The organism is Zwartia sp., from assembly GCF_049655405.1.
In the GTDB taxonomy this organism is placed as follows: Bacteria; Pseudomonadota; Gammaproteobacteria; order Burkholderiales; family Burkholderiaceae_B; genus Zwartia.
The window spans coordinates 233,677-256,360 of the sequence record NZ_JBASJR010000011.1; the positions used below are offsets into that span (position 1 = coordinate 233,677).

Below are 22,684 nucleotides of genomic sequence, written 5' to 3' on the forward strand. Positions count from 1 at the left end.
AAACGAGTGACAAGGATCTGGACAATTTAATGGAACGGCCCGATACGGCCGAGGTTTCCAAAGTTCATCCAGATAAAGAAAGCTTTACCCACGATATTCGCCTCGGGGACAAATCCCCAAAATCGACTGTCCAGGCTGTTATCGCGATTGTCACCCATCATAAAGTAAACGCCCGCTGGTACGGTGCAACGCATACCATTTCGAAGATATTCACACTTTTCACGATGTGGGAAGCTTGAAGTTGGTCCTAAATCCTGCCATCTCCGCTCATCTAGCAATATTTGATGAGGCTTCTCACCAAGGTACTCAGTAAATTGTGCCGTATACGCCACACGGTCCGGTTCAAAGTATTCACCATCACGCTTACGCGGCACCTCTTTGCCGTTGATGTAGAGGCGTTTATCAAGGTAGGCCACTTCGTCTCCTGGCAAACCGACCACACGCTTGATGTAATCCACAGAAGGATCAACAGGGTAACGAAACACCATCACGTCACCGCGGGCAGGCTCACCTAAAGGAATCACTTTTTCATTCAGAACAGGTAGGCGCAAACCATACGAAAACTTGTTGACCAAAATCAGGTCGCCAGATTGCAAGGTCGGCAGCATGGAGCCCGAAGGAATGCGAAACGGCTCAACAATAAAGGAGCGCAACACAAACACAAACAAAATGACGGGAAAAAAGCTTGCGCCATATTCCACCCACCAAGGCTGCTTGCTCAGCTCCGCACGCATCTGTTCTTCGCGACTACGTTTTTCTTCGTCAGGGAGCGCCGCCCAACTGGGACGAGCAAGTGCGATCGCCTGCATCATGCGAGCGTGACGCTTTTGTCTCAGGGCAAATTTATCGATCGTCCAGATCACACCCGTGATCACAAGCGCAATAAACAAAATCAGTGCAAAGTTCCAGCTCATCAGTTCAACCTTGCTTCCGCATTATTTGTCATCAACTTGCAGGATCGCCAAGAAGGCTTCCTGAGGAATTTCAACACTACCCACTTGTTTCATGCGCTTTTTGCCAGCCTTCTGCTTTTCAAGCAGTTTTTTCTTGCGGCTGATGTCACCGCCATAACATTTCGCCAGCACGTTTTTGCGTAAGGCTTTGACGTTTTCACGCGCGATGATTTCAGCACCAATCGCTGCCTGAATCGCCACATCGTACATTTGGCGCGGAATCAGCTCTCGCATGCGTGACACGACTTCGCGGGCGCGATAACGTGCGTTCGAACGGTGACAAATGTTCGACAAGGCGTCAACCTTATCAGTATTGATCAACAGATCAACCTTGACCACATCCGCTGCGCGATACTCTTTAAACTCGTAGTCCATCGAGGCATAGCCACGGGAAACCGATTTCAGCTTGTCAAAGAAATCAAGGACGATCTCAGCAAGCGGGATCTCATAGTGCAAGTGCACCTGACGACCGTGATAGGTCATATCGAGCTGAACTCCACGCTTGTTATTACAAAGCGTCATGACCGTCCCGACGTACTCTTGTGGCATAAAGAGCGTCACATTGACGATAGGCTCACGCACCTCAATAAACTTGCCCACCTCGGGCATGCGAGAGGGGCTTTCAATCTGGATGACAGAGTTATCACGCATCACGACTTCGTACACCACGGAGGGTGCGGTCGTAATGATATCCATGTCGAACTCACGCTCAAGACGCTCTTGGACAATCTCCATGTGGAGCAATCCGAGAAAGCCGCAGCGAAAACCAAAACCAAGCGCCTGTGATACCTCGGGCTCATACATCAGTGCAGAGTCATTGAGCTTGAGCTTTTCAAGCGAGTCACGCAACTGGTCGTATTCGCTGCTTTCGACGGGATAGAGGCCTGCGAACACCTGAGGCTTCACTTCTTTAAAGCCTGGCAAAGCTTCAGCGGCTGGCTTAGCCAACAAGGTAATCGTGTCACCGACCTTAGCATCCGCGAGTTCTTTGATACCCGCGATCACAAAACCCACCTCACCTGCTGACAAAAACTTGCGGGGTTCAGATTTGGGGGTAAACACACCAACCTGCTCGCACAAGTGCACAGCACCCGTCGCCATGAAAGAGATTTTATCTTTTGGTTTGAGTACGCCATTGATCACGCGAATCAGCATGACCACGCCAACGTAGTTGTCAAACCAAGAGTCAATGATTAGAGCCTGAAGAGGTGCCTCAGGATCACCCTTGGGTGCAGGAATACGCGCCACGACAGCTTCAAGGATATCGTCAATCCCCATGCCCGTTTTAGCGCTCGCCAAAATCGCGTCCGTCGCGTCAATGCCGATGACCTCTTCGACTTCAGCACGCGCACTTTCTGGATCGGCTTGAGGCAAATCCATTTTATTGAGAATCGGCACGACCTCAACGCCCAGCTCAATCGCTGTGTAACAGTTTGCAACTGTCTGCGCCTCGACACCTTGCGAGGCATCCACCACAAGCAGAGCCCCCTCGCACGCAGACAAGGAACGACTCACCTCATAGGAAAAGTCGACGTGCCCGGGAGTATCGATCAAATTGAGGTTGTAGACCTTGCCATCTTTTGCCTTGTAGTGCAGCGCTGCAGTCTGGGCTTTGATGGTGATGCCACGCTCACGCTCGATATCCATGGAGTCAAGGACTTGGGCGGACATTTCACGATCGGCTAAGCCACCGCAGCGCTGGATCAGTCGATCCGCCAAGGTGGACTTGCCATGGTCGATGTGGGCAATGATGGAAAAATTGCGAATATGCTGCATAACACCTGAAAAGTAAGCGAGCTAGCAAGCAAAAGGGGCGCTCTGCGCCCCTTTTGCGGCAAACACCTATTCTAGCCGTTCTTGACCTTATTTGGCGGGGGTGACAGCGACCCAACGGGTTTGATCACCTGTTCGGACCATCAAAGCCACAGACCGAGACTTGTCCAGACCTGAAATCATCTTGGCAAATTGCTCAGGACTCGTGATATCACTGTCATTTGCGGCCAAAATGATGTCTCCTTCGGCGATACCAGCAGTAGATGCGGGCGCACCAACCGTTGTGACCTGCACACCACCTTTAATGCGCAACTTTTTCTGAGCATCGGCGGCGACCGGAACGACGGTCATCCCCAGCACAACGGTCTGCGACTCAGCAGGCTTGGCTTTTGGCTCGGGTGCAGCAGCAGCGGTTTGTTCTGCCTTGAGTTCGATGACAGTCACTTTGAGCTTCACCGACTTGCCTTTGCGCCAGACCTCAACAGGCGAAACCACACCTGGCTTGGTTTGACCCACTAGGCGGGGCAAATCAGACATGCGAGCAATCGTTTTGCCATCAAACTTCAAAATAACGTCACCTGGCAAAATTCCGCCCTTTTCTGCCGGGCCATCAGGCTCGACTGCACTCACAAGCGCACCCTCAGCCTTGGGTAATCCAATCGCTTGGGCAACTTCTTTGCTGACTTCGCTGATCTGGACACCGATGCGACCACGGGTCACACGACCTGAGGCTTTAAGCTGATCGACAACTTGCATGGCCTCATTAATTGGGATTGCCAAAGAAATCCCCATGAAGCCACCACTGCGCGAGACGATCTGAGCATTGATCCCAACCACCTCACCCTCTAGGTTCAGCAAAGGACCACCAGAGTTACCTGGATTGACTGCAACATCCGTCTGAATGAAAGGCAAGTAATCGCCTGTTTCGCGACCTAACGCGCTGATGATGCCTGAGGTCACGGTTGACTCAAGACCGAAAGGTGAACCAATCGCCATCACCCATTGACCTTTCTTCAGTGTCTTTGCATCGCCAATCGGCAAAGTCGCCATGCCCTTAGCATCAATCTTAAGCAAGGCCACATCAGTGCGCTGATCGCTACCCACGACAGTGGCCTTGAACTCGCGCCCATCCGTCAGTGTGACAAAAATATCTGTTGCGTCTGCCACTACATGGTGATTGGTCAGCAAGTGCCCGTCTTCTGAGATGAAGAAGCCTGAACCCACACCGCGTGGCACAGAACGTTCTTCAGGCTCGGCGCGGCGACCACGAGGCGCGGGCTGAGGTCCTTGACGTCCACCAGGTGGCACAAAATCAGGACCAAAAAAATGGCGGAATAATTCGTATGGATCTTGTCCGGGTGCACCACCCGAACCTGCACGCGCAGGAACCTTTGCGGTCGTGCGAATGTTCACAACTGCAGGCTCTGACTTTTCAACAATCGCCGTAAAATCCGGCAGTCCGGCATTGCGGGCTTGTGCAGGCATCATCTGCACACTACCCAAAACTAACGCCATCGCGACCATCAACGTGGTGGCCATGCGACGCATACGACTCACAGACTGATACAGATGTAATTGTGACTGATCTTGCATCATGAACTCCGATTTAAACTTCCCACTCTCTGCTCGCACAGTTTTAACGTGCGGACGTTGACGGGAGGTATTGAATTGACTGAGCCAACTGCTCAAGGGTTGCGGCCGGCACTTCACCCAGAACAGTTAACCAAAAGTTTGCTACCTTGATCCCGAAGATATTCACTGAGCCACTTCGCGCAGCGCCTTGGGGTTCATACTCAGACCGTTCTGGCTGATAAGGTTCAATAAAAATTGAAATAGTTGCGAGGCCATCGGATAAAACAAGTTGATTGACGCGCTTATCATTGGAAAAAATTCTTTCCTGTTGCGAGGTCGCGACATAGCCTTCAGGCGCCGAAATACGCCACCCCTGCGCAAACAAATCTACTTTTGAATGTTGCGCGCGCACAGTTCGCCAGTCTGTCGTGACCCATGTGGGCGTCAGCATGGCCTCAGTGATGTCTGCACCAATCGCAACCTGTGTAAACGCCACCTGCTCAATCACGACACCCTCAGGTCCTACCATCTGAGCCTTGAGTAACAAATTTGTTTCAAGATCTGCACAGAGGCGATATCCATAGCGATGCGTGTCACGTGGCGTAATCTCAATGCCGCGACAAGGACGACCCGCGATACGCAGGAGATCAGGCGCGAGACGCAAGCTGTAATTTTTTTCTAAGGTTTGCGCTTGATTGAGCAACAAACCTGGAAAACGGTCCCCTCTCTGTCGCTCAAGCAAGACCAGTTTGCGATCCGGCATGAGACCTTGCACTTCATCATTGAAGCGTAAATACTCACGCGGTAAACCGTCTAGTACCTCAATCCGCTCTTTCTCATTTTTTCCATCAAAAAAATGCGTAATCCTCGACGACTCAAACCGCTCACCCTGCTGAAAAGCGAACACCCCCACATAGTTTAGTGTTCGTGCGGCCTGTTGAATCTGGCGAACGATCTGTCCGACATCAGAGTGCTCGGACAAAGGGGAGATGGCGGACTGTGCTGCCTGTGGCGCAACAGGCGAGGCTTCTTGCGATGGCGACGTCTGACTGAATGCGCTTGCATTCGCCAGCATCAGCGTCAAGGCATAGCTGACTGTGCGCAACATTACCGCATAGCTCCGAACGACACCTGACGCACATTCGCTGGACCAGACATCTCGCGGTGCGTGCTGACATAGTCGCGCACCACGGGCGCATTAAAGGCCACCTCTGTCGCGCGGATCGGCTGGGGGGCGATGACTTCGGCGACTTGCTCTGCAGGTGAGGAAAACTCAGGTAATAAAAAGGGCTTGGCGACCCAGATGACAGAAGCCACTGCGGCGGCCATCGCCACACCAGGCCAGATTGACTTCCCCCAAAATCTTGCGCTCTTTTGGGCGGTCATACCTGTTGGCGTATTGGGAGCGACAGCTGGTTTGGCGGTGGCAACGATTGCAGGCTCTTCCTGAAGTGCGATGGAGATTCTCTGTTGCAACGAATGCGTGGCAGGCATTGCGAGCTCTGGGGTGCGCAACGCGTCACCAATCAAGTGATACAACTCCCAGGTAGCACGCCCTTGGTCCGAGACCAAGTGCTCAGGCATGTCAGTCTCTTGGTCACCATCCATCCACGCTGAAATCGCACTATTGTGTTGTTGGGTAGACTGATTCATGTTCGACATCTCGTTAGACTGTTTCATCGTTTGAACTCCTCACCAACGTCGGTCGCCGGTATCACCCAGCAAGGGACGCAGACGTGTTGCGATCGCTTCGCGCGCCCGAAAAATACGGGAACGAACTGTACCGATCGGACAACTCATACTTTCTGCAATATCTTCGTAACTCATTCCGTCGATTTCACGCATCACAATTGCATTACGCAAATCTTCGGGCAAATCATTAATCGCTTTGTTGACGGTGTCGGCTATTTGCCGGCTCGCCATCTCAGATTCTGGGTTGCTACTGTCTGTTAGGTTGTCAGTTGCGTCAAAAGTTTCACCATCTTCGTTTTCTTGTGCAGATGGTGTGCTGGGACGTCGATTATTTTGGGCTAACCAGTTACGGGCGGTGTTGATCGCGATGCGATACAACCACGTATAAAAAGCACTCTCGCCTCGAAATTGAGGCAAAGCCCGATACGCCTTTATAAAGGCTTCCTGAGCAACATCCTCGATTTCACCGGGATCGCGAATCATGCGTGACAGTAAGCGCATGATTTTTCTCTGATATTTCAGCACCAACAGGTCAAACGCCTGTTTGTCCCCGCGTTGTACGCGCGCCACCAGCTCGGCGTCTACGTCGCGTTCACTCAAGCTGCATCCCCTTTAGTTTGACGCGCGGCACCGTCAATCTGGCGCGCAGACTGAAGCGCAACCTCATGAAAGACCGATGTGCTCACGCACTGCCTCCAGACCACCATCATGAAGGTCTTTGAGTTGTTATGGGGACAATTTTGCAATTTCAAACCCAGACTGATTCCAAAAAGATGATGCCAACGCTGGCTGACAATAACCTCTATGCTATCAGTCAAACCAGCGACTTCTGAAAAAAAAGCCAGTTGCCAAGGCTTGTCTGGAAAAATGACCAACACTCTGCCCTTAAGGCTCGGTTGGTTGCGCCAACGCCCTAAAAAATGCACCAAAAATGGGATAGTAGCCAAAATCACGACGATCCATGTGTTCCACCCAGCCCACAGGCCTGAGATCACTAGAGCACACGCACCCAATGACAACAGCACAAAAATCAGACCCATGACCCAGCGAGGCGGGGTCATGGGAACAAGCAGCCCAGGCAAGGGGTGCTTAGACGTCAAATACGGCGGACGGCCATCGAGCCGTTCGTACCACCAAAACCAAACGAGTTGGAAAGAGCGACATCAATCTTGAGATCACGTGCTGTATTTGCACAATAATCAAGATCACACTCTGGATCTTGATTAAAAATGTTAATCGTTGGCGGTGAAACTTGATGATGAACGGCTAGCGTGGCAAAAACAGCTTCGATACCACCCGCAGCACCCAACAAGTGACCTGTCATCGACTTTGTGGAGTTGATCACCAGTTTTTTAGCGTGATCACCAAAAGCCAGTTTCAGTGCCTCCGTTTCGTTTTTGTCACCGAGAGGCGTTGACGTCCCGTGCGCATTGACATACTGCACTTGATCGGCGTTGATGCCACCGTTGCGCAAGGCATTGGCGATACCCCGACGAGGACCGTCGCGGTCAGGTGCTGTGATGTGATGCGCGTCTGAGCTCATACCAAAGCCCGCGAACTCACCGTAAATACGAGCACCACGTTTTTTAGCATGCTCGTACTCTTCGAGGATCAAAACCCCAGCCCCCTCACCCAAGACAAAACCGTCACGATCACGATCCCATGGACGCGACGCAGTCGTTGGATCATCGTTGCGCTGCGATAAAGCACGCATCGCGGCAAAACCGCCAATACCAAGTGGTGATACCGTCGACTCGGCGCCGCCTGCCATCATCACATCAGCATCCCCATATTCGATCATGCGTGCCGCATCACCGATGGAGTGCAGACCTGTCGTACACGCTGACACGACAGCGTATGAGGGACCTTTAAAGCCCAGCATAATCGAGAGCTGACCCGAGATCAGATTGATCAATGAAGCAGGAACAAAAAATGGGGAAATCCTGCGCGGACCGCGTTCGAGATATTCTGTCTGAGTCTCTTCGATACGTTGCAGACCGCCAATACCCGATCCTACAATGACACCCACACGCTCAGCATTGGCTTCGGTGATTTCGAGACCAGAATCCTTCCAGGCCTGAACACCGGCTGCAATGCCGTAATGGATAAAAGTGTCCATCGTCCGCGCCTCTTTGGCGGGGATGATTTGGGTGATGTCAAAACCTTTGACTTCACCCGCGATATGAGCATTGAACGCACTGGGATCAAAGCGTGTAATCCGTCCAATACCGGACCGACCGCTAACGATATTGTCCCAGGCCGTTGCAATGTCGTTGCCCACCGGGCTCACAATGCCAAGACCTGTAATCACGACACGTCGCTTCACGGAGCACTCCTTAAATATGATAATGGCGGCCAAGAAATCTGACGTCACTAGACAGGAGCCAATGGCCCCATCCAAGCTGACAGATTATCCTAACCGCCTGACTGCAAACAAAAATTACTTGGAATTCGAAGTGATGTAATCCACGGCCTGTTGGACCGTTGTGATTTTTTCTGCTTCTTCATCGGGAATTTCGGTTTCGAACTCGTCTTCGAGTGCCATTACCAGCTCAACCATGTCGAGCGAATCGGCACCGAGGTCGTCAAGAAAGGAAGATGCGTTCTTGATCTCGGCTTCGTTAACGCCAAGTTGTTCAGCGACGATCTTTTTGACGCGCTGTTCGATGCTTTCCATGCAGATCTCCAAAGGGGAAAAGTCCGGCGAATTATAGCCAACCGGGAAAAAAAAACCTATTACATGTACATGCCGCCATTGACGTGCAATGTCGTGCCTGTGATGTAGCCTGCTTGAGGTGACGCTAAAAACGCCACCGCGTGCGCGATATCGCTGGCCGAACCCAGTCGGCCAAGCGGAATTTGTCCCAAGAGCGCCGTCGTTTGGCCCTCATCGAGTGAACTTGTCATATCTGTCTCAATAAAACCGGGTGCCACGCAATTGACTGTGACGCCCCTGCTACCCAGCTCGCGTGCCAACGCACGGCTCATGCCGGCAACGCCAGCTTTGGCTGCTGCGTAATTAGCCTGACCAGGATTGCCGCTTGAACCTACGACAGACGTGATATTGATAATGCGACCCCAGCGAGCCTTCATCATGCTGCGCATGACGCCACGCGACAACCGAAAAACAGCACTCAGGTTGGTTTGCAACACAGCATCCCAGTCTTCGTCTTTCATGCGCATGGACAGATTGTCGCGCGTAATGCCAGCGTTGTTAACCAAAATGTGGGGACCGCCCGACTCTTTGGCCAAGGCATCCAGCAAAGCTTCGCAGCCCGCTACATCGGTGACATTGAGCACAACGCCTCGACCGCCCTGAGCAGCCAAGGCTTCGGTCACGCCTGCCGCACCTGCTTCGGTAGTCGCCGTACCAATGACGATTGCGCCGCGTGCAGCCAGTTCGAGCGCGATGGCACGACCAATCCCGCGTGAGGCACCAGTCACAAGAGCAATTTTATCTTTGAGATCCATGACGATTTCCTTGATCTGATCGTTAAGCGGCGGCCAGCGCATCTAGCGCGGCTTGCATAGACTCTGGATCCGTGACGGAAAGCGCCACGAGTTCTGGGTCAATACGTTTAACCATACCCGTCAATACTTTGCCAGGTCCACACTCCACCACATGGGTAATACCCAGACCTCGCATCGCCTGCACAATCTCAACCCAACGGACCGCATGCCAAGCCTGACGCACCAACGCATCGCGGATCGCCGCAGGTTCTTGCTCAATCGCAACGTCAACGTTGTTAATCACAGGGACAACAGGTGAATGGACAGAGATGGCAGCAAGTGCCCCCTGCAATACGTCTGCTGCAGGCTTGAGCAAACTTGAATGAAAAGGGGCAGAGACTGGCAGCAGCATGGCACGTTTTGCGCCTGCTGCCTTAGCGGTCACAATCGCGCGCTGAACCGCTTCGGCGTGGCCTGCAATGACGACCTGCGAAGGCGCGTTGAAGTTAACCGCCTCCACCACTTGACCCTGCGCAGCCTCGGCACAAGCAGCAATCACTGCATCGTCCTCGAGTCCCAGCACAGCCGCCATGGCACCCGATCCTACAGGTACCGCAGCTTGCATCGCATCCGCACGCACACGCACCAACCTCACTGCATCGGCGAGCGATAGTGAACCTGCAGCAGTCAAGGCGGCGTACTCGCCGAGGCTATGTCCAGCCATCAATGCCGCCGTCGGACCACCAGCCGCACGCCAAGCTTGGAACATCGCGACGCCTGCGGTCAACATGGCTGGCTGTGTATTGGTCGTCAAACTCAACTGTTCGGCTGGCCCTTGCGCCATCAGTGCACCGAGATCCTCACCTAATGCGGCGGATGCCTCGGCAATCACTTGCATGGCAGCAGGATGCCCCGACCAGACATCCATCATGCCGACCGACTGTGAACCCTGACCAGGAAAAACAAATGCAAATTTCATGATGTCGCTGTAAAAAATGAGAGAAACATTAAGTGCTGAACAATACTACATACGAACAAGTACCGAACCCCAGGTGAACCCGCCCCCGACACCCTGCATCAACACGAGCTGACCAGGCTGGATACGACCATCGCGACGCGCGACATCAAACGCCAAGGGTATGCTCGCAGCCGAGGTATTTGCGTGCTGATCAACGGTGATCACTACTTTTTCGACGGGGATATCAAGCTTTTTAGCGAGGAAGGTCAAAATACGAAGATTCGCTTGGTGAGGAATCAACCAATCGATCTCTGACAATTGAACACCCGACTGCTGAGTCACTGCACGTGCAGAACGATCCAAGACGGTCACAGCCTGTTTAAAAACAGCCTGTCCATCCATGCGCAAAAATGGATCACCCGTCACTTGTCCAAAGGCAACGTTGCCTGCGGCACACAAAATATTCATCTGGCTACCATCTGCATGCAGTTCAGCACCCATGATGCCGGGCGTGTCGCTTGCTTTAAGGACGACCGCGCCTGCGCCATCACCAAACAAAACGCAGGTCGACCGATCGCTCCAATCGAGAATACTGGAAAACACTTCCGCACCAATCACGAGTGCGCAACGTGCACGACCCGCGCGAATAAAACTGTCTGCAGTCGTCAGTCCATACACAAAGCCACTACAAACGGCCTGCACATCAAAAGCGGCAGCACCTTTGTTACCGAGATTTGCCTGCACCAAGCAAGCGGTACTGGGAAAAACAAAATCAGGTGTCGAGGTTGCAACAATAATCAGATCGACTTCGCTGGCGTCAACACCTGCATCTTCGAGTGCCCGACGCGCCGCGCCAGTTGCTAAGGCACTTGTTGTCATCCCCTTGTCGGCCAGATGGCGTTGACGAATACCGGTTCGCTCAGTAATCCATTGGTCTGACGTGTCAATTTGACGGGTCGCTAACTCCGCGGCCAATTCGTCATTACTGACCACGCGAGGAGGCAAAAAACCACCTGAGCCAACGATGCGCGCATAGGGCATAACCTGGGTCATTCGGGTTCTCCAACTTGAGTCGAAGACACCGCTTCGACTTGTGATTGAGTTAACTGGGCAATCGCCTCTGCAGTTCGCTTGAGCAAACCAGTGCTCACCGCTTCGCGGGCGCGCTCTAAGGCGCAACCAAAGGCGAACGCATCTGCTGAGCCATGGCTTTTAATCACAACTCCGCGCAAACCAAGTAGCGCGGCACCATTGTATTGACGGTTATCCACTCGACGCCGAAATCTTGACAGTACGGGCCAGGCAATCAAGCCTAATAACTTGGTCAGGCTATTACGTCCGAATTCTTCACGCACCATGACCGACATCATGCGCGCCACGCCTTCAGCAGACTTGAGTGCCACGTTGCCGACAAAGCCATCACACACCACCACATCCACGGTGCCTTTAAAGATGTCATTGCCTTCGACATTGCCATAAAAATTAAGGGAGCTTTGTCTGAGCAGCTCACCGGCTTGCTTGACGATATCGTTGCCCTTAATGACCTCTTCGCCAATATTGAGCAAGCCCACAGAAGGGGCATGACTCGGATCACCGGCTTGCGCAAGCGCTGTACCCATGATCGCAAACTGCAAAAGGTGTTCAGGTGTGCAATCAACGTTTGCACCGAGATCCAGCATCGTAGTGGCGCCGCCCTTTTGATTAGGAAGGGCAGAGGCAATAGCAGGACGATCAATACCAAAGAGCGTTTTAAGCACGTAGCGCGAAATTGCCATCCAGGCACCCGTGTTACCTGCTGAAATGCACGCATCTGCCAGGCCATCCTTGACCGCTTGCGCGGCCACCCGCATGGAGGAGTCTTTTTTGCGACGCAAGGCAATCTCTACAGGATCATCCATCGTCACAACTTCTGTGGCAGGAAGAATCGTGTAGCGGTCAGGACCGACGCTTGGATAACGTTTTGCACAAGCCGAAACAGCCCGCTCGATTTCCTCGGGCAGGCCTACTAACAACAGATATGTATCATCAAAACGCTGTGCAAAATCGAAGGCTGCAGGGACTGTGACGGGGATACCCTCGTCACCACCCATACAATCTATCGCGATGCGAATGTCGGAAGCCACGTGATGATGCAACGCTGCGCGCAATAAACAGGCACGCTTGGACGAGACAAGCCCGTCAGCTGCGTATTATTCGTCAGTCTTAGTCTTGAGGACCTTGCGACCACGATAGAAGCCTGTTGGGCTAATGTGGTGACGCAGGTGTTGCTCGCCCGTATTAGGCTCAATCGCCGTTGGGGGATTCACTAAAAAGTCGTGCGAGCGGTGCATACCGCGCTTGGACGGGGATTTTTTGTTTTGCTGAACAGCCATGACAACTCCTGTGGATCGGCGAATTGTACGCCAACCGTCTTGATAACAACTACTGACCCTTGGTTTTGAGCTGACTCAACACCGCGAATGGCGAAAGGGGCTCATCCCTACCAGCTTCTTCTTCGGCTTGCGCATCCAAATCGACTGTTTCCGGACACACATCGTGTCGCGGGACATAGGGAACATCTAAAATTAATTCATCTTCAACTAGGTCGCACAAATTAAATTTGGGCGAACCGACTATCTTTTCGGGCTGACCAAAATCGTCCTCTTCGATCTCTTCGTCGTCGAGGTCCGACTCACGTCGCACCAACTGAAAAACTGTTTGCCGATTCACTGGCAAGATGAGTGCCCCTAAACATCTTTGGCACTCAAGTACTAAATTGGCCTGTATCTCAACAACAAGTTCAGACAAATCATCTTTTGTCCGTCGACCTTCGATGACATAACGAACAATGCCAGGAACGGCCGGAGGCCCCTCCAAGACAGTCAGCTCTGCAACGGGTTGCTCAGGCAAACCTTCGAGCAAACGGTCTAGACGATGCACGCTGAACGCGCCTTTTAACACCTGACCGCGGCGCGCAAAATCAAACGCATCCACGATAGGAGGTGCACTGAACCGAAATGCAGCGCTAAGATCTTCTGACAAAATCGCTTGCCTTTCTAAATTGCTCGTTACTGGGTCATTGTGACAATCATACGACGCAGAAACCACATCTGACATTGCCACACAAAACTGCAACATAAGTGCAGCAAAGCAAGAGATAATAGCGTGTTTTTACCTGCATCGTCAATTTCAAACGCGTCCAAAACAACAGTGGCTACCCCATTAATTCTGGCCTCAAGCTCACCCTACAGGCGAGAGCTTCTGTTAAGACTAAGAATTCCTTTTTTTACGGTATCTCCCGACGTGGATGAAACACCCTTGCATGGAGAGGATCCAAGATCGCTCGCCTTGCGTCTCGCACATGCTAAAGCTCAGATTGTCGCCACCAAATATCCCGGCCATATTGTCATTGGTGCCGATCAGGCAGCTTCGCTTCATGGCACCCCGATCGGCAAACCTGGCGATCAAGCAAGCGCCCAGCGCCAGTTGCGAACGCTTTCCGGCCAGACAGTCGTGTTTCATAGCGCAATGTCCGTTGCTCTGGATCAACACATCCAAACAGTCGAAGTCCCGACTATTTGCGTCTTTCGCACCCTGACTGACGCCGCAATTAACCGATACTTAGCCATTGACACCCCCTTTGACACTGCCGGAAGTGCAAAAGCTGAATCATTAGGCATTGCGCTCATGCAAAGCATGGAAAGTTCAGATCCGACTTCTATTATTGGTCTACCTCTGATTGCCCTGACCCGTCTGTTAACAGACTTCGGCCTCGATCCACTTGATCATGCTGAAATGAACTAGACCGCACCCCCACAAAGCACAGATGATGTCCGATCCTAAAAAAAACACAGTTCGCCAGAGCAATTTCGGCACCTTGCACTTGATTCCCGTTGGGTTGGGTGAGGCTCCAATCAACCAATGGCTGCCCACTCAGGCACAAATCCAGGCCGGCGGCCTCAGCACCTACATTGCTGAGAGCGCCAAGGTCGCCCGCGCTTTTTTAAAGCTAACCCCCCTCACTCACCCTTTGCAGGACATCACCATTCACGAACTCAACGCGCGCGTCGAAGATGGCGTGTTAGAGAGTTGGTTAGCCCCACTTAAGACCGGTCAAGACATTGGCTTGGTCTCCGATGCGGGTTGTCCAGCGGTTGCGGACCCAGGTGCTCGGGCAGTCGCGCTGGCACACCAGATGGGTGCACCTGTCAAACCTTGGGTCGGCCCCTCCTCTATTTTGTTAGGGCTGATGGCGAGCGGCTTAGATGGTCAGCGCTTTGCTTTTCATGGCTATGCACCTGTCGAACCCACTGAGCGCGCCAAGCAGCTCAGGACGTGGGAGCAAACCTCCGCAAAACAAAAGCAATCACAACTTTTTATTGAAACGCCTTATCGTAATCAGGCGATGTTTCACAGCCTGATCGAACACCTCAAAGGCAACACCAGACTGTGCGTGGCACGCTCCGTCACGACGTCTGACGAATGGATTCGTACACTGACTATTTCACAGTGGAAATCGCAGCCAGCCCCCGCGCTTGACAAGCACCCGACCCTCTTTTTATTTCAGGCCGCATGATGCACTCGTTCGCTTTACCAGCCAGTTACTTCTACAAACGCCTCGCCATTTTCTTTCTAGCCTTGTTGCTGACTGGCTGCGCATCTCAGGTCGGCGGTCCGGTGCGCTATGACGACTCAATGAAATCTCGCGGACAAAGTGGTCGAATCGACGTCATCGTGCTGCATTACACCGCCTCCACCAAACCCAGTGCACTCATGACACTGACCAACCGCGATGTCAGTGCACATTATGTTGTCACAGACGACAAGCCGCCCGTTGTCTATCGGCTAGTGTCAGAGGACAAGAGCGCCTGGCATGCTGGAGAGAGCAGCTGGTATGGCCGGACTTTTCTAAATCAGCGATCCATCGGCATAGAAATCGTCCATCCGGGCTGGACCCGTAACAGCAACGGAGACAAAGGCATTCCCTACTCCGACGCACAAATTGCTGCCGTCATCGAACTCACGCGCGATGTCGCCAAGCGCAACAACATCACACCTGAAAATATCGTCGGACATAGCGATGTGGCGCCCATGCGCAAAATTGATCCGGGTCCTTCGTTTCCGTGGAAAAAACTCGCGCAAGCAGGTGTCGGACGATGGTTTGATGAAGCCGCCGCAGCCAAATACGAGGCTAACTTTGTTCGAACTGGCTATCCCGATGCAGGCTGGTTTCAAAAGCAACTCAAACGCGTGGGCTATCAAGTACCTGAGTCAAATTATTTTGATGCGCAAACACTCGCTGCGATTGGTGCTTTTCAAATGCACTACCGTTCAGACCGCGTCACCAGCAGACCTGATCCGCAAACCGCAGCCAGACTCATGGCTTTACCCACCTCAGGCTCTGCGCTTTAACCAAGCGCGCCTGACACGCCAGGCCAGTAGGATCGCCAACACGGCGGCATAAATCAAGACAGTGTCAAAATCGCTCTTGCCTTGTTTATGCCACCAATAGTGCAAGATTGCCAGCACACCGATCAGGTAAATAGAGCGGTGCAGATACTGCCAGCGTTTGCCAAGACGTCGCATCCAACCATGGGTCGAGGTCACAGCCAGCAAGCTCATCGTTAAAAATGCGGCTGCGCCCACCAAAATGAACGGCCGCTTCCAAATATCTGACAACATGGGGATCCACTCGAAATTTTGATCCCACCAGGCCCAAGTCAGCGCATGCAAGACGGCATAAAAAAAGGCGAACAGTCCGCACATCCGTCGCCAACGCAAGAGCGCTGGCTGCTTAAGCCACTGACGAAGTGGCGAAATGCCTAAGGTCACCAACAAGCAAACGAGCGTCCAGGTGCCAGAGGAGCGCGTTAAAAACTCGACTGGATTAGCGGTGAGTGCCTGTTGAAAGCCAAGCACCACCCATCTCAGCAGAGGATAAAGCCCTGCAATAAAAAGGAGTGGTTTCGCGCGATCAACCGCTTTGACAGAGAGCGCTTGCAAAGCGTTGAGCTTAGTAGTTTTTACGCAAGTCCATGCCTGCGTAGAGTGACCCTACCTCATTGGCATAACCATTGAGCATAAGCGTTTTACGCTTAGGTGAAAAAACACCATCTTCGCCAATACGTCGCTCGGTCGCTTGGCTCCAACGAGGATGCGATACCTCGGGATTCACGTTTGAATAAAACCCATACTCCGAGGGCTGTGACTTTTCCCAGCTTCCCACAGGTTGTTTTTCAAGCAAACGAATCGTCACGATGGATTTAACAGACTTAAAACCATATTTCCATGGCACCACCATGCGAACGGGAGCGCCATTTTGATTGGGCAAGACTTTGCCATACATCCCCATGACAAGCATGGTCAGTGGATGCATCGCTTCGTCCATCCTCAAACCATCACGGTAAGGCCACTCAATCGAACGCGTCCTGACTCCGGGCATATTTTTAGGTTGCACATCCGTGATGAACTCAACAAACTTTGCATTGCTATTGGGTTGGACTTGTTTGATCAGCTCTGACATCGAGTAACCAATCCAGGGAATGGCCATTGACCAGCCCTCGACACAACGCATCCTGTAGGTGCGGTCTTCGAGTGGAGCAAGTTTGCGCAAATCATCGAGGTCGAATGTTTTAGGAGCAGCACACTCACCCTCTACACGTAGCTTCCAAGGAGAAGTCTGCATTTTGTGTGCAAACTTAACTGGATCTCCTTTGTCCATTCCAAACTCAAAGAAGTTGTTATAAGTGGTTGCGTCTTTTTCTGGCGTGACAGGTTCCATCAAGACGAATTTGGAGGAACGTTGTGCTTCAAGAGCCGCTAAGCTTGCGGCAGAGCTGAGCTGAGGCAGTCCGGCAAGCGTACCTGCTGCAAAACTTGCACCTGCCGCTTTCATCCACTGACGGCGACTTTGCCAGATTTCTTCAGGTGTGATTTCACTGGCACGAATACGTGGATAGCGGTAAACAGGCATCTGAAACTCCGTCAGTAGGGATTGAGCCGATTGAAACACATTTCATAGCACCCAATCACATATAGTCTGTGGGTTTTACAATCTTTGGCTTTCGCGTTTAAGTCAGACAATTCGCTCGCGCAACCACTGATGCAAACTCGGCACATCAGGCGCGATCGTATGATGAGGGCATCCACGCAATTCACTTTCAGGGTGTGCGCCATACGCCACCCCAATTCCATGTACGCCTGCGTTCGCAGCCATCGTCAGATCATGCGAGGTATCGCCCACCATCACCATTTGATGAGGTTCGACCATCAGTTCGTCGATGAGTTCCAACAACATGCCAGGGTGTGGTTTGCCAAAGGTTTCATCCGCCGTGCGTGTTGCGGCAAACGCACTGTGCAGCGAGGTCGCTGTCAGAGCACGATTTAAGCCAACGCGACTTTTACCTGTTGCAACAGCCAACGTAGCGCCCGCAGCTTGCAGGTCGCTCAGCATTTCAGTAACACCATCAAACAACTTGAGCTGGGTATCTTTAGACAGATAGTGATGTCGGTAACGTTCTAAAAAGAGCGGCTCCATCGAAGGAGTTAAGTCTGGCACCGCGCGCCGCAAAGCGGGCTCCAGGGACAAACCAATGACCCACGCAGCCTCGGCGGCGGTCGGTACCCTCAACTCCAAATCACGACAGGCTCCCTGAATCGCCGCAACGATACTGTGCGTCGAGTCCATCAATGTGCCATCCCAGTCGAACACAATGACTGAATAAGGGGTCATAGTGCCTCCAGCTTTTGGAGGATTTTTTCACAACTTGGTGGCAACGGTGCCTCAAGCACCATCGGCTCTTGAGTCAAAGGATGAGGCATTTCCAGCCGGCAGGCATGCAAAAACATTCTTGAGAACCCTAACTTGCTAAATTGGGCGCGCGTTTCGTCGCGTCCGTATTTATCGTCGCCCACAATTGGAAATCCACTTGAGGCCAAATGCACCCGTATCTGATGCGTTCTGCCAGTCCGTAGTTCGGCATCGACCAAACTATAGCCATTGAAACGACGCTCTGCACTAACAATCGTGTGGGAGACTTGACCTTCGGCCTCGACTTTTACGCGGCGTTCACCTGTCTGGGTCGTCCATTTCACTAAAGGCAGGCGGATATGCTGCCTGGCATTGACCCAGTCGCCCTCCACCAGTGCTAAATAATGTTTTCTACCACCGCCGGTTCTAAACATTTCGTGCAAAGCCAGCAAAACATTTCTTTTTTTGGCTATCATTAGCAATCCAGACGTATCGCGATCAAGGCGATGCGCCAATTCTAAAAACTTTGCCTCAGGTCGAGCTGCCCGGAGAGCTTCGATCACACCAAACGACACACCGCTCCCGCCGTGAACGGCGGTACCCGCCGGCTTATCAATGACCAGCAAGCCGTCATCCTCGAAAACGATTGGAAATTCGCTGCCTGGCACCGCCCGTTTTTCATCCGGCGCGGGCAAACGCATCGGTGGCACACGCACGACATCTCCGAGCTTGACTCGATCATCAGGTGCGACCCTGCCCTTGTTGACGCGAACCTCCCCGCCCCGGACTGCTTTATAAATGTGACTTTTGGGCACGCCTTTGCACAGACGCATCAGAAAGTTGTCTAAACGCTGACCGTCATGCTCCTCGGTCACCTCAATCATCCGGACAACGGGCACGACAATAGGCACTTTAGGGTCTAAGGACAAGTTATTTTTAGTCTCGTTGGTTGAGGTCAAGGAGGAAACCGTTTTTCGAACGGATTTCAATCTGCGATTATTGGCATTTTTCGAAGGGGCTATGGAATCTTTGCGCATCAGCAAAAGGGGCTTATAATCGGGCAAGCCTTAAAAGGGTTAAGAAAGCCGGGTTGAAAACCCTTCCTTCGTAGAGATGCAACTTTATGTCACGTCTCCGACTGGATCGCGCACTGCACTATATTTGTATTGTACCGCTTGCTTTCTTGCCCTCTGGGTTGCTGGTCGTCGGCTAGACCGGGATGCACTTCAGGCGCGTTGTTGCGACGTTTTCACGTTTCGCCCGCGCTGGGGATGTGCAACCCCTTCGTGCCGCGCGCGATACTGAATTAAGAGCAAGATTAAAAGCAAGAAACCGTCGTATCCCTGCACCAGGCGTTTGACACATATCCGCCTGATGTTCACAGCAATTTTTTTAGTCAACCACTTTTGTCAAACACTCTTGTGATCCTGACCCTCCTGCTGAATGAACCCCGCGCCTTAGGGCGCACAGTGCCGGTCTAAAGACCTTTTCTTCGTGCGTCCCGACAGGGCGCGCGTCCTCTTTGCCTGCTTCAGTGTTTCGCAGCCAACAACGCGTGGCTGCGCGTCGATTTCCGGCGCGCCATTTAAATGGAGAAACTTTCTCATGAAGCGCATGCTGTTTAACGCGACGCACCAAGAAGAACTGCGCGTTGCAATCGTCGACGGGCAAAAGCTCATTGACCTCGACATCGAAATCGCCGGACGCGAACAGCGTAAAGGCAACATCTACAAAGGCGTCATTACCCGTATCGAACCAGGCCTCGAAGCCTGCTTTGTCAATTACGGCGAAGACCGTCACGGCTTTTTACCCTTCAAAGAAATCGCACGCAGCTATTTCAAAGAAGGCGTAGACGTTCGGACAGCGCGTATTCAAGACGCCCTGCGCGAAGGTCAGGAACTGATCGTTCAAGTTGAAAAAGAAGAGCGTGGCAACAAGGGAGCAGCACTTACCACCTTTATCTCCCTCGCAGGCCGCTACTTAGTTTTGATGCCAAACAACCCACGTGGCGGCGGTGTTTCACGCCGCGTCGAGGGCGAGGAGCGTCAAGAGCTTCGCGAAGCGATGGACCAGCTGACCATCCCAACCGGCATGAGCATCATTGCTCGTACGGCAGGTATTGGTCGCAACGCCGAAGAACTGCAATGGGATATGTCCTATCTGATGCAGCTTTGGACTGCGATTGATGGCGCTGCCAAGGATAATCCTGCCCCGATTCTGATTTACCTCGAATCCAGCCTTGTCATTCGTGCCATCCGTGACTATTTCTCGCCAGATATCGGTGAGATTTTGATCGACACAGACGATATCGCAGATCAGGCCACAGCCTTCATGAGCGTGGTGATGCCCGACAACGTCGAACGCGTCAAACGTTATCGCGACGATGTGCCCTTGTTCTCGCGCTTTCAAATCGAACACCAGATCGAAACAGCCTATTCGCGCACGGTAGACCTGCCTTCGGGCGGCTCCGTCGTGATTGATCACACCGAGGCATTGGTTGCTGTTGACGTCAACTCCGCTCGTGCCACTCGTGGTGCTGATATCGAAGAAACAGCCTTGCGTACCAACCAAGAAGCGGCTGACGAAGTTGCACGTCAATTACGCCTGCGTGACTTGGGTGGTTTGATCGTGATCGACTTCATCGATATGGAAGACACGAAAAATCAACGCGCTGTTGAAAATCGACTGCGCGATGCGCTGCACTTTGACCGTGCGCGCGTCCAAATGGGCAAAATTTCCCGTTTTGGTTTGATGGAGTTGTCACGTCAGCGTCTGCGTCCCGCGCTGAACGAAGGCTCACACATCACATGCCCACGTTGTAATGGCACTGGCGTCATTCGTGATGCCGAATCGAGCGCGCTGCAAGTCTTGCGTCTGCTCCAAGAAGAAGCCATGAAGGAAAACACGGCGGCCGTGCATGCACAGGTCCCTGTTGATGTGGCCACTTTCTTGCTCAATGAAAAGCGCTCAGATATCACCAAGATCGAGACACGTCTCAAGGTCAATTTGATCCTGATTCCTAACCGTCATCTCGAAACACCGCATCACCACATTGAACGCTTGCGTCACGATGATCCTCGCTTAGAAGACATCAAGACAAGCTTTGACTTAGTAGATGCCCCCTCGACAGACATGAGCTGGGCGCCTAAAGAGCAGGAAATCAAAGCCAAGCCTGAGGCCTTAGTCAAAGGAATCACGCCCGCACAACCCGCCCCTGTCTCATCCACACCTGCCAAAAAAGCAGACGCAAATGCGACACCAGGATTGTTCTCACGATTCTTTAGCTGGCTAACGGGTTCCTCCGAGAAAAAAGAGGAAGCGACCAAGCCAACTGACACACGTGAGCGTGGACGCTCTGCACAGGGTGACCGACGCGGCGGCAATCGTGGTGGTCGTGGACGTCGTCCAGACAACCGTGGCGAAGGCCGCTCAGCAACAAACGAGTCTGCCACGACGCCAGACAATCGTCGCGCGCCCAAGGCGGACGAGCGTTCAGATCGCGCACCTCAGACACGTACTGAGTCCGGCGAACTAGGCGAGGACAACGCACGCGGTAATCGCAATCGTCGCGGTCGCGGTCGTAACCGTCGTGAAGACGGCTCTGAGGTTCGTGCAGACCAAGCTGATGGCGTCGCTACAACGAATCTGACGCCCAACGACAATGCAGCGCCAAACGAACGTCGCCCACAGGCTGCACGCCCATCACCAACGTCCAGCAGTTTGTCCGATGATCAGGCTAATTTGCAAAATGGCCTAGAAGCTCAAGGCCTTGGCGAAGACGACATTGACCAAAATGATCCTGAGCGTAAGCGCCGTCGCCGTCGTAGCCGTCGCGGACGACGTGGCTCTGATGAAGGCAGCAACCAGGATGGCCGCGAGGACCAAGCCTCAGAAGGCGCGGGCTTTGATCATGTGTCAAGCAATGCACTCTCTGGCGCTCCGGTTAACTATGTTGAACATGGCTCAACTCCTGTCTCAACACCCGCTGCGATTGACACGCCCGTTTCAACGCCAGTTGTTTCAACGCCAGTTGTTTCAGCGCCAGTTGTTGCAGCGCCAGTTGTTGCAGCGCCGGTTGTTGCGGCTCCAGTTGTTGCAGCTCCAGTTGTGACAGCGCCTGCTCCTGCAGCTTTTGTCCAAACTGAAACAGCGCCTGTCGTATCAGCGCCTGTCGTTTCAGCCCCTGTTCAAGTCGCTCCGGCTGCCGTACAACCAACACCAACACCGGCGCCAGCTTCTGTACAAGTTGCTGCAACGCCTTCTGCTCCGATTGCAGCTCCTGCAGCACCTGCGGATACTGCAACACTGCATGCCATTGTTCAAACAGCCGGTCTGCAGTGGGTAGAAAGTGATCCAGTGCGTGTTGCGCAAGCGATGGCCAACCAACGCGTGACCCCAATCAAGCTTGGTCGTGAGCCCAAGCCACGCGTTGCGGTTTCCAGTGAGCCCTTGGTTCAAGTAGAAACAAGTCGCTAATAGTCTGTCGCGCGCAAGCGCGACAGCGATCGACAGGTATCCAGTCGTAAAAAAAGGTGCATCAATTTATTGATGCACCTT

23 protein-coding genes are annotated in these 22,684 nt (G+C 52.8%); 4 read left to right on the plus strand and 19 right to left on the minus strand.

Annotation, left to right across the window (positions count from 1 at the left end):
- Nucleotides 1–26 precede the first annotated feature (26 nt).
- From lepB to WBJ47_RS09000, 15 genes are all read right to left on the minus strand, one after another.
- A complete protein-coding gene (gene lepB / locus WBJ47_RS08930) occupies nucleotides 27–914 on the minus strand; it encodes a signal peptidase I (protein WP_422245689.1) in 888 nt (295 codons plus the stop codon).
- A gap of 21 nt (nucleotides 915–935) precedes the next feature.
- On the minus strand, nucleotides 936–2,729 hold the full coding sequence (gene lepA / locus WBJ47_RS08935) for a translation elongation factor 4 (protein WP_422245690.1): 1,794 nt from the start codon (nucleotides 2,727–2,729) through the stop codon (nucleotides 936–938).
- A gap of 87 nt (nucleotides 2,730–2,816) precedes the next feature.
- Nucleotides 2,817–4,322 carry a DegQ family serine endoprotease gene (locus tag WBJ47_RS08940; protein ID WP_422245691.1) on the minus strand — a complete coding sequence of 502 codons (1,506 nt, stop codon included), beginning with the start codon at nucleotides 4,320–4,322 and terminating at the stop codon, nucleotides 2,817–2,819.
- 40 nt (nucleotides 4,323–4,362) lie between these two features.
- The gene (locus WBJ47_RS08945; protein WP_422245693.1) at nucleotides 4,363–5,406 is read right to left on the minus strand and encodes a MucB/RseB C-terminal domain-containing protein; all 1,044 of its coding nucleotides are present in this window, start codon (nucleotides 5,404–5,406) and stop codon (nucleotides 4,363–4,365) included.
- A complete protein-coding gene (locus tag WBJ47_RS08950) occupies nucleotides 5,406–5,978 on the minus strand; it encodes an RseA family anti-sigma factor (protein ID WP_422245695.1) in 573 nt (190 codons plus the stop codon). Before WBJ47_RS08950 ends, WBJ47_RS08945 begins: the two co-directional genes overlap by 1 nt.
- 12 nt (nucleotides 5,979–5,990) lie before the next feature.
- Nucleotides 5,991–6,590 (minus strand): RNA polymerase sigma factor RpoE, encoded by a 600-nt coding sequence (gene rpoE, locus WBJ47_RS08955; RefSeq protein ID WP_422245697.1) that lies wholly within the window; start codon nucleotides 6,588–6,590, stop codon nucleotides 5,991–5,993.
- On the minus strand, nucleotides 6,587–7,051 hold the full coding sequence (locus WBJ47_RS08960; protein ID WP_422245699.1) for a hypothetical protein: 465 nt from the start codon (nucleotides 7,049–7,051) through the stop codon (nucleotides 6,587–6,589). The genes rpoE and WBJ47_RS08960 overlap by 4 nt, the downstream gene beginning before the upstream one ends.
- Before the next feature lie 35 nt (nucleotides 7,052–7,086).
- Nucleotides 7,087–8,316: a beta-ketoacyl-ACP synthase II gene (fabF, locus tag WBJ47_RS08965; RefSeq protein WP_422245700.1), complete on the minus strand. Its 1,230-nt coding sequence runs from the start codon at nucleotides 8,314–8,316 to the stop codon at nucleotides 7,087–7,089.
- A gap of 114 nt (nucleotides 8,317–8,430) precedes the next feature.
- On the minus strand, nucleotides 8,431–8,667 hold the full coding sequence (acpP, locus tag WBJ47_RS08970) for an acyl carrier protein (RefSeq protein WP_259661820.1): 237 nt from the start codon (nucleotides 8,665–8,667) through the stop codon (nucleotides 8,431–8,433).
- Nucleotides 8,668–8,726: 59 nt separating this feature from the next.
- On the minus strand, nucleotides 8,727–9,461 hold the full coding sequence (gene fabG / locus WBJ47_RS08975; protein WP_422245702.1) for a 3-oxoacyl-ACP reductase FabG: 735 nt from the start codon (nucleotides 9,459–9,461) through the stop codon (nucleotides 8,727–8,729).
- Between the two features lie 22 nt (nucleotides 9,462–9,483).
- Complete coding sequence (gene fabD, locus WBJ47_RS08980) at nucleotides 9,484–10,419, minus strand: ACP S-malonyltransferase (protein WP_422245704.1); 936 nt, start codon at nucleotides 10,417–10,419, stop codon at nucleotides 9,484–9,486.
- Between the two features lie 45 nt (nucleotides 10,420–10,464).
- Complete coding sequence (locus WBJ47_RS08985; RefSeq protein WP_422245706.1) at nucleotides 10,465–11,451, minus strand: beta-ketoacyl-ACP synthase III; 987 nt, start codon at nucleotides 11,449–11,451, stop codon at nucleotides 10,465–10,467.
- Nucleotides 11,448–12,488 carry a phosphate acyltransferase PlsX gene (gene plsX / locus WBJ47_RS08990; protein WP_422245719.1) on the minus strand — a complete coding sequence of 347 codons (1,041 nt, stop codon included), beginning with the start codon at nucleotides 12,486–12,488 and terminating at the stop codon, nucleotides 11,448–11,450. The genes WBJ47_RS08985 and plsX overlap by 4 nt, the downstream gene beginning before the upstream one ends.
- A 99-nt stretch (nucleotides 12,489–12,587) precedes the next feature.
- A complete protein-coding gene (gene rpmF, locus WBJ47_RS08995; RefSeq protein WP_028816958.1) occupies nucleotides 12,588–12,770 on the minus strand; it encodes a 50S ribosomal protein L32 in 183 nt (60 codons plus the stop codon).
- Between the two features lie 49 nt (nucleotides 12,771–12,819).
- Nucleotides 12,820–13,419, minus strand: coding sequence for a YceD family protein (locus WBJ47_RS09000; RefSeq protein ID WP_422245708.1), 600 nt, complete (start codon nucleotides 13,417–13,419; stop codon nucleotides 12,820–12,822).
- A gap of 168 nt (nucleotides 13,420–13,587) precedes the next feature.
- Here WBJ47_RS09000 and WBJ47_RS09005 point away from each other — a divergent pair, with 168 nt between their 5' ends.
- From WBJ47_RS09005 to WBJ47_RS09015, 3 genes are read left to right on the plus strand one after another with little or no spacing between them, the layout of a single operon-like run.
- Nucleotides 13,588–14,181, plus strand: coding sequence for a Maf family nucleotide pyrophosphatase (locus WBJ47_RS09005; RefSeq protein WP_422245709.1), 594 nt, complete (start codon nucleotides 13,588–13,590; stop codon nucleotides 14,179–14,181).
- A gap of 25 nt (nucleotides 14,182–14,206) precedes the next feature.
- Complete coding sequence (locus WBJ47_RS09010; protein ID WP_422245711.1) at nucleotides 14,207–14,953, plus strand: SAM-dependent methyltransferase; 747 nt, start codon at nucleotides 14,207–14,209, stop codon at nucleotides 14,951–14,953.
- Complete coding sequence (locus WBJ47_RS09015) at nucleotides 14,950–15,789, plus strand: N-acetylmuramoyl-L-alanine amidase (RefSeq protein WP_422245712.1); 840 nt, start codon at nucleotides 14,950–14,952, stop codon at nucleotides 15,787–15,789. Before WBJ47_RS09010 ends, WBJ47_RS09015 begins: the two co-directional genes overlap by 4 nt.
- On the opposite strand, the gene WBJ47_RS09020 is transcribed toward WBJ47_RS09015, so the two are convergent.
- From WBJ47_RS09020 to WBJ47_RS09035, 4 genes are all read right to left on the minus strand, one after another.
- Nucleotides 15,772–16,380 (minus strand): sulfite oxidase heme-binding subunit YedZ, encoded by a 609-nt coding sequence (locus tag WBJ47_RS09020; RefSeq protein WP_422245713.1) that lies wholly within the window; start codon nucleotides 16,378–16,380, stop codon nucleotides 15,772–15,774. The genes WBJ47_RS09015 and WBJ47_RS09020 overlap by 18 nt on opposite strands.
- A gap of 10 nt (nucleotides 16,381–16,390) precedes the next feature.
- Nucleotides 16,391–17,350 (minus strand): protein-methionine-sulfoxide reductase catalytic subunit MsrP, encoded by a 960-nt coding sequence (gene msrP / locus WBJ47_RS09025; RefSeq protein ID WP_422245715.1) that lies wholly within the window; start codon nucleotides 17,348–17,350, stop codon nucleotides 16,391–16,393.
- Between the two features lie 102 nt (nucleotides 17,351–17,452).
- The gene (locus WBJ47_RS09030; protein WP_422245716.1) at nucleotides 17,453–18,109 is read right to left on the minus strand and encodes an HAD-IIIA family hydrolase; all 657 of its coding nucleotides are present in this window, start codon (nucleotides 18,107–18,109) and stop codon (nucleotides 17,453–17,455) included.
- Complete coding sequence (locus WBJ47_RS09035; RefSeq protein WP_422245721.1) at nucleotides 18,106–19,011, minus strand: RluA family pseudouridine synthase; 906 nt, start codon at nucleotides 19,009–19,011, stop codon at nucleotides 18,106–18,108. The genes WBJ47_RS09030 and WBJ47_RS09035 overlap by 4 nt, the downstream gene beginning before the upstream one ends.
- Nucleotides 19,012–19,732: 721 nt before the next feature.
- Between WBJ47_RS09035 and WBJ47_RS09040 the strand changes: the two genes are divergently transcribed.
- Nucleotides 19,733–22,603, plus strand: coding sequence for an Rne/Rng family ribonuclease (locus WBJ47_RS09040; protein ID WP_424585350.1), 2,871 nt, complete (start codon nucleotides 19,733–19,735; stop codon nucleotides 22,601–22,603).
- Nucleotides 22,604–22,684: the final 81 nt, after the last annotated feature.

Excerpts from the sequence above, each read along its gene's own strand:
- lepB (WP_422245689.1), bottom strand. The coding sequence starts at position 914 with ATGAGCTGGAACTTTGCACTGATTTTGTTTATTGCGCTTGTGATCACG.
- lepA (WP_422245690.1), bottom strand. The coding sequence starts at position 2,729 with ATGCAGCATATTCGCAATTTTTCCATCATTGCCCACATCGACCATGGC.
- WBJ47_RS08940 (WP_422245691.1), bottom strand. The coding sequence starts at position 4,322 with ATGATGCAAGATCAGTCACAATTACATCTGTATCAGTCTGTGAGTCGT.
- WBJ47_RS08945 (WP_422245693.1), bottom strand. The coding sequence starts at position 5,406 with ATGTTGCGCACAGTCAGCTATGCCTTGACGCTGATGCTGGCGAATGCA.
- WBJ47_RS08950 (WP_422245695.1), bottom strand. The coding sequence starts at position 5,978 with ATGAAACAGTCTAACGAGATGTCGAACATGAATCAGTCTACCCAACAA.
- WBJ47_RS08960 (WP_422245699.1), bottom strand. The coding sequence starts at position 7,051 with ATGACCCCGCCTCGCTGGGTCATGGGTCTGATTTTTGTGCTGTTGTCA.
- acpP (WP_259661820.1), bottom strand. The coding sequence starts at position 8,667 with ATGGAAAGCATCGAACAGCGCGTCAAAAAGATCGTCGCTGAACAACTT.
- fabG (WP_422245702.1), bottom strand. The coding sequence starts at position 9,461 with ATGGATCTCAAAGATAAAATTGCTCTTGTGACTGGTGCCTCACGCGGG.
- fabD (WP_422245704.1), bottom strand. The coding sequence starts at position 10,419 with ATGAAATTTGCATTTGTTTTTCCTGGTCAGGGTTCACAGTCGGTCGGC.
- WBJ47_RS08985 (WP_422245706.1), bottom strand. The coding sequence starts at position 11,451 with ATGACCCAGGTTATGCCCTATGCGCGCATCGTTGGCTCAGGTGGTTTT.
- plsX (WP_422245719.1), bottom strand. The coding sequence starts at position 12,488 with ATGGGTGGTGACGAGGGTATCCCCGTCACAGTCCCTGCAGCCTTCGAT.
- rpmF (WP_028816958.1), bottom strand. The coding sequence starts at position 12,770 with ATGGCTGTTCAGCAAAACAAAAAATCCCCGTCCAAGCGCGGTATGCAC.
- WBJ47_RS09010 (WP_422245711.1), top strand. The coding sequence starts at position 14,207 with ATGTCCGATCCTAAAAAAAACACAGTTCGCCAGAGCAATTTCGGCACC.
- WBJ47_RS09015 (WP_422245712.1), top strand. The coding sequence starts at position 14,950 with ATGATGCACTCGTTCGCTTTACCAGCCAGTTACTTCTACAAACGCCTC.
- msrP (WP_422245715.1), bottom strand. The coding sequence starts at position 17,350 with ATGCCTGTTTACCGCTATCCACGTATTCGTGCCAGTGAAATCACACCT.
- WBJ47_RS09030 (WP_422245716.1), bottom strand. The coding sequence starts at position 18,109 with ATGACCCCTTATTCAGTCATTGTGTTCGACTGGGATGGCACATTGATG.
- WBJ47_RS09035 (WP_422245721.1), bottom strand. The coding sequence starts at position 19,011 with ATGATTGAGGTGACCGAGGAGCATGACGGTCAGCGTTTAGACAACTTT.
- WBJ47_RS09040 (WP_424585350.1), top strand. The coding sequence starts at position 19,733 with ATGAAGCGCATGCTGTTTAACGCGACGCACCAAGAAGAACTGCGCGTT.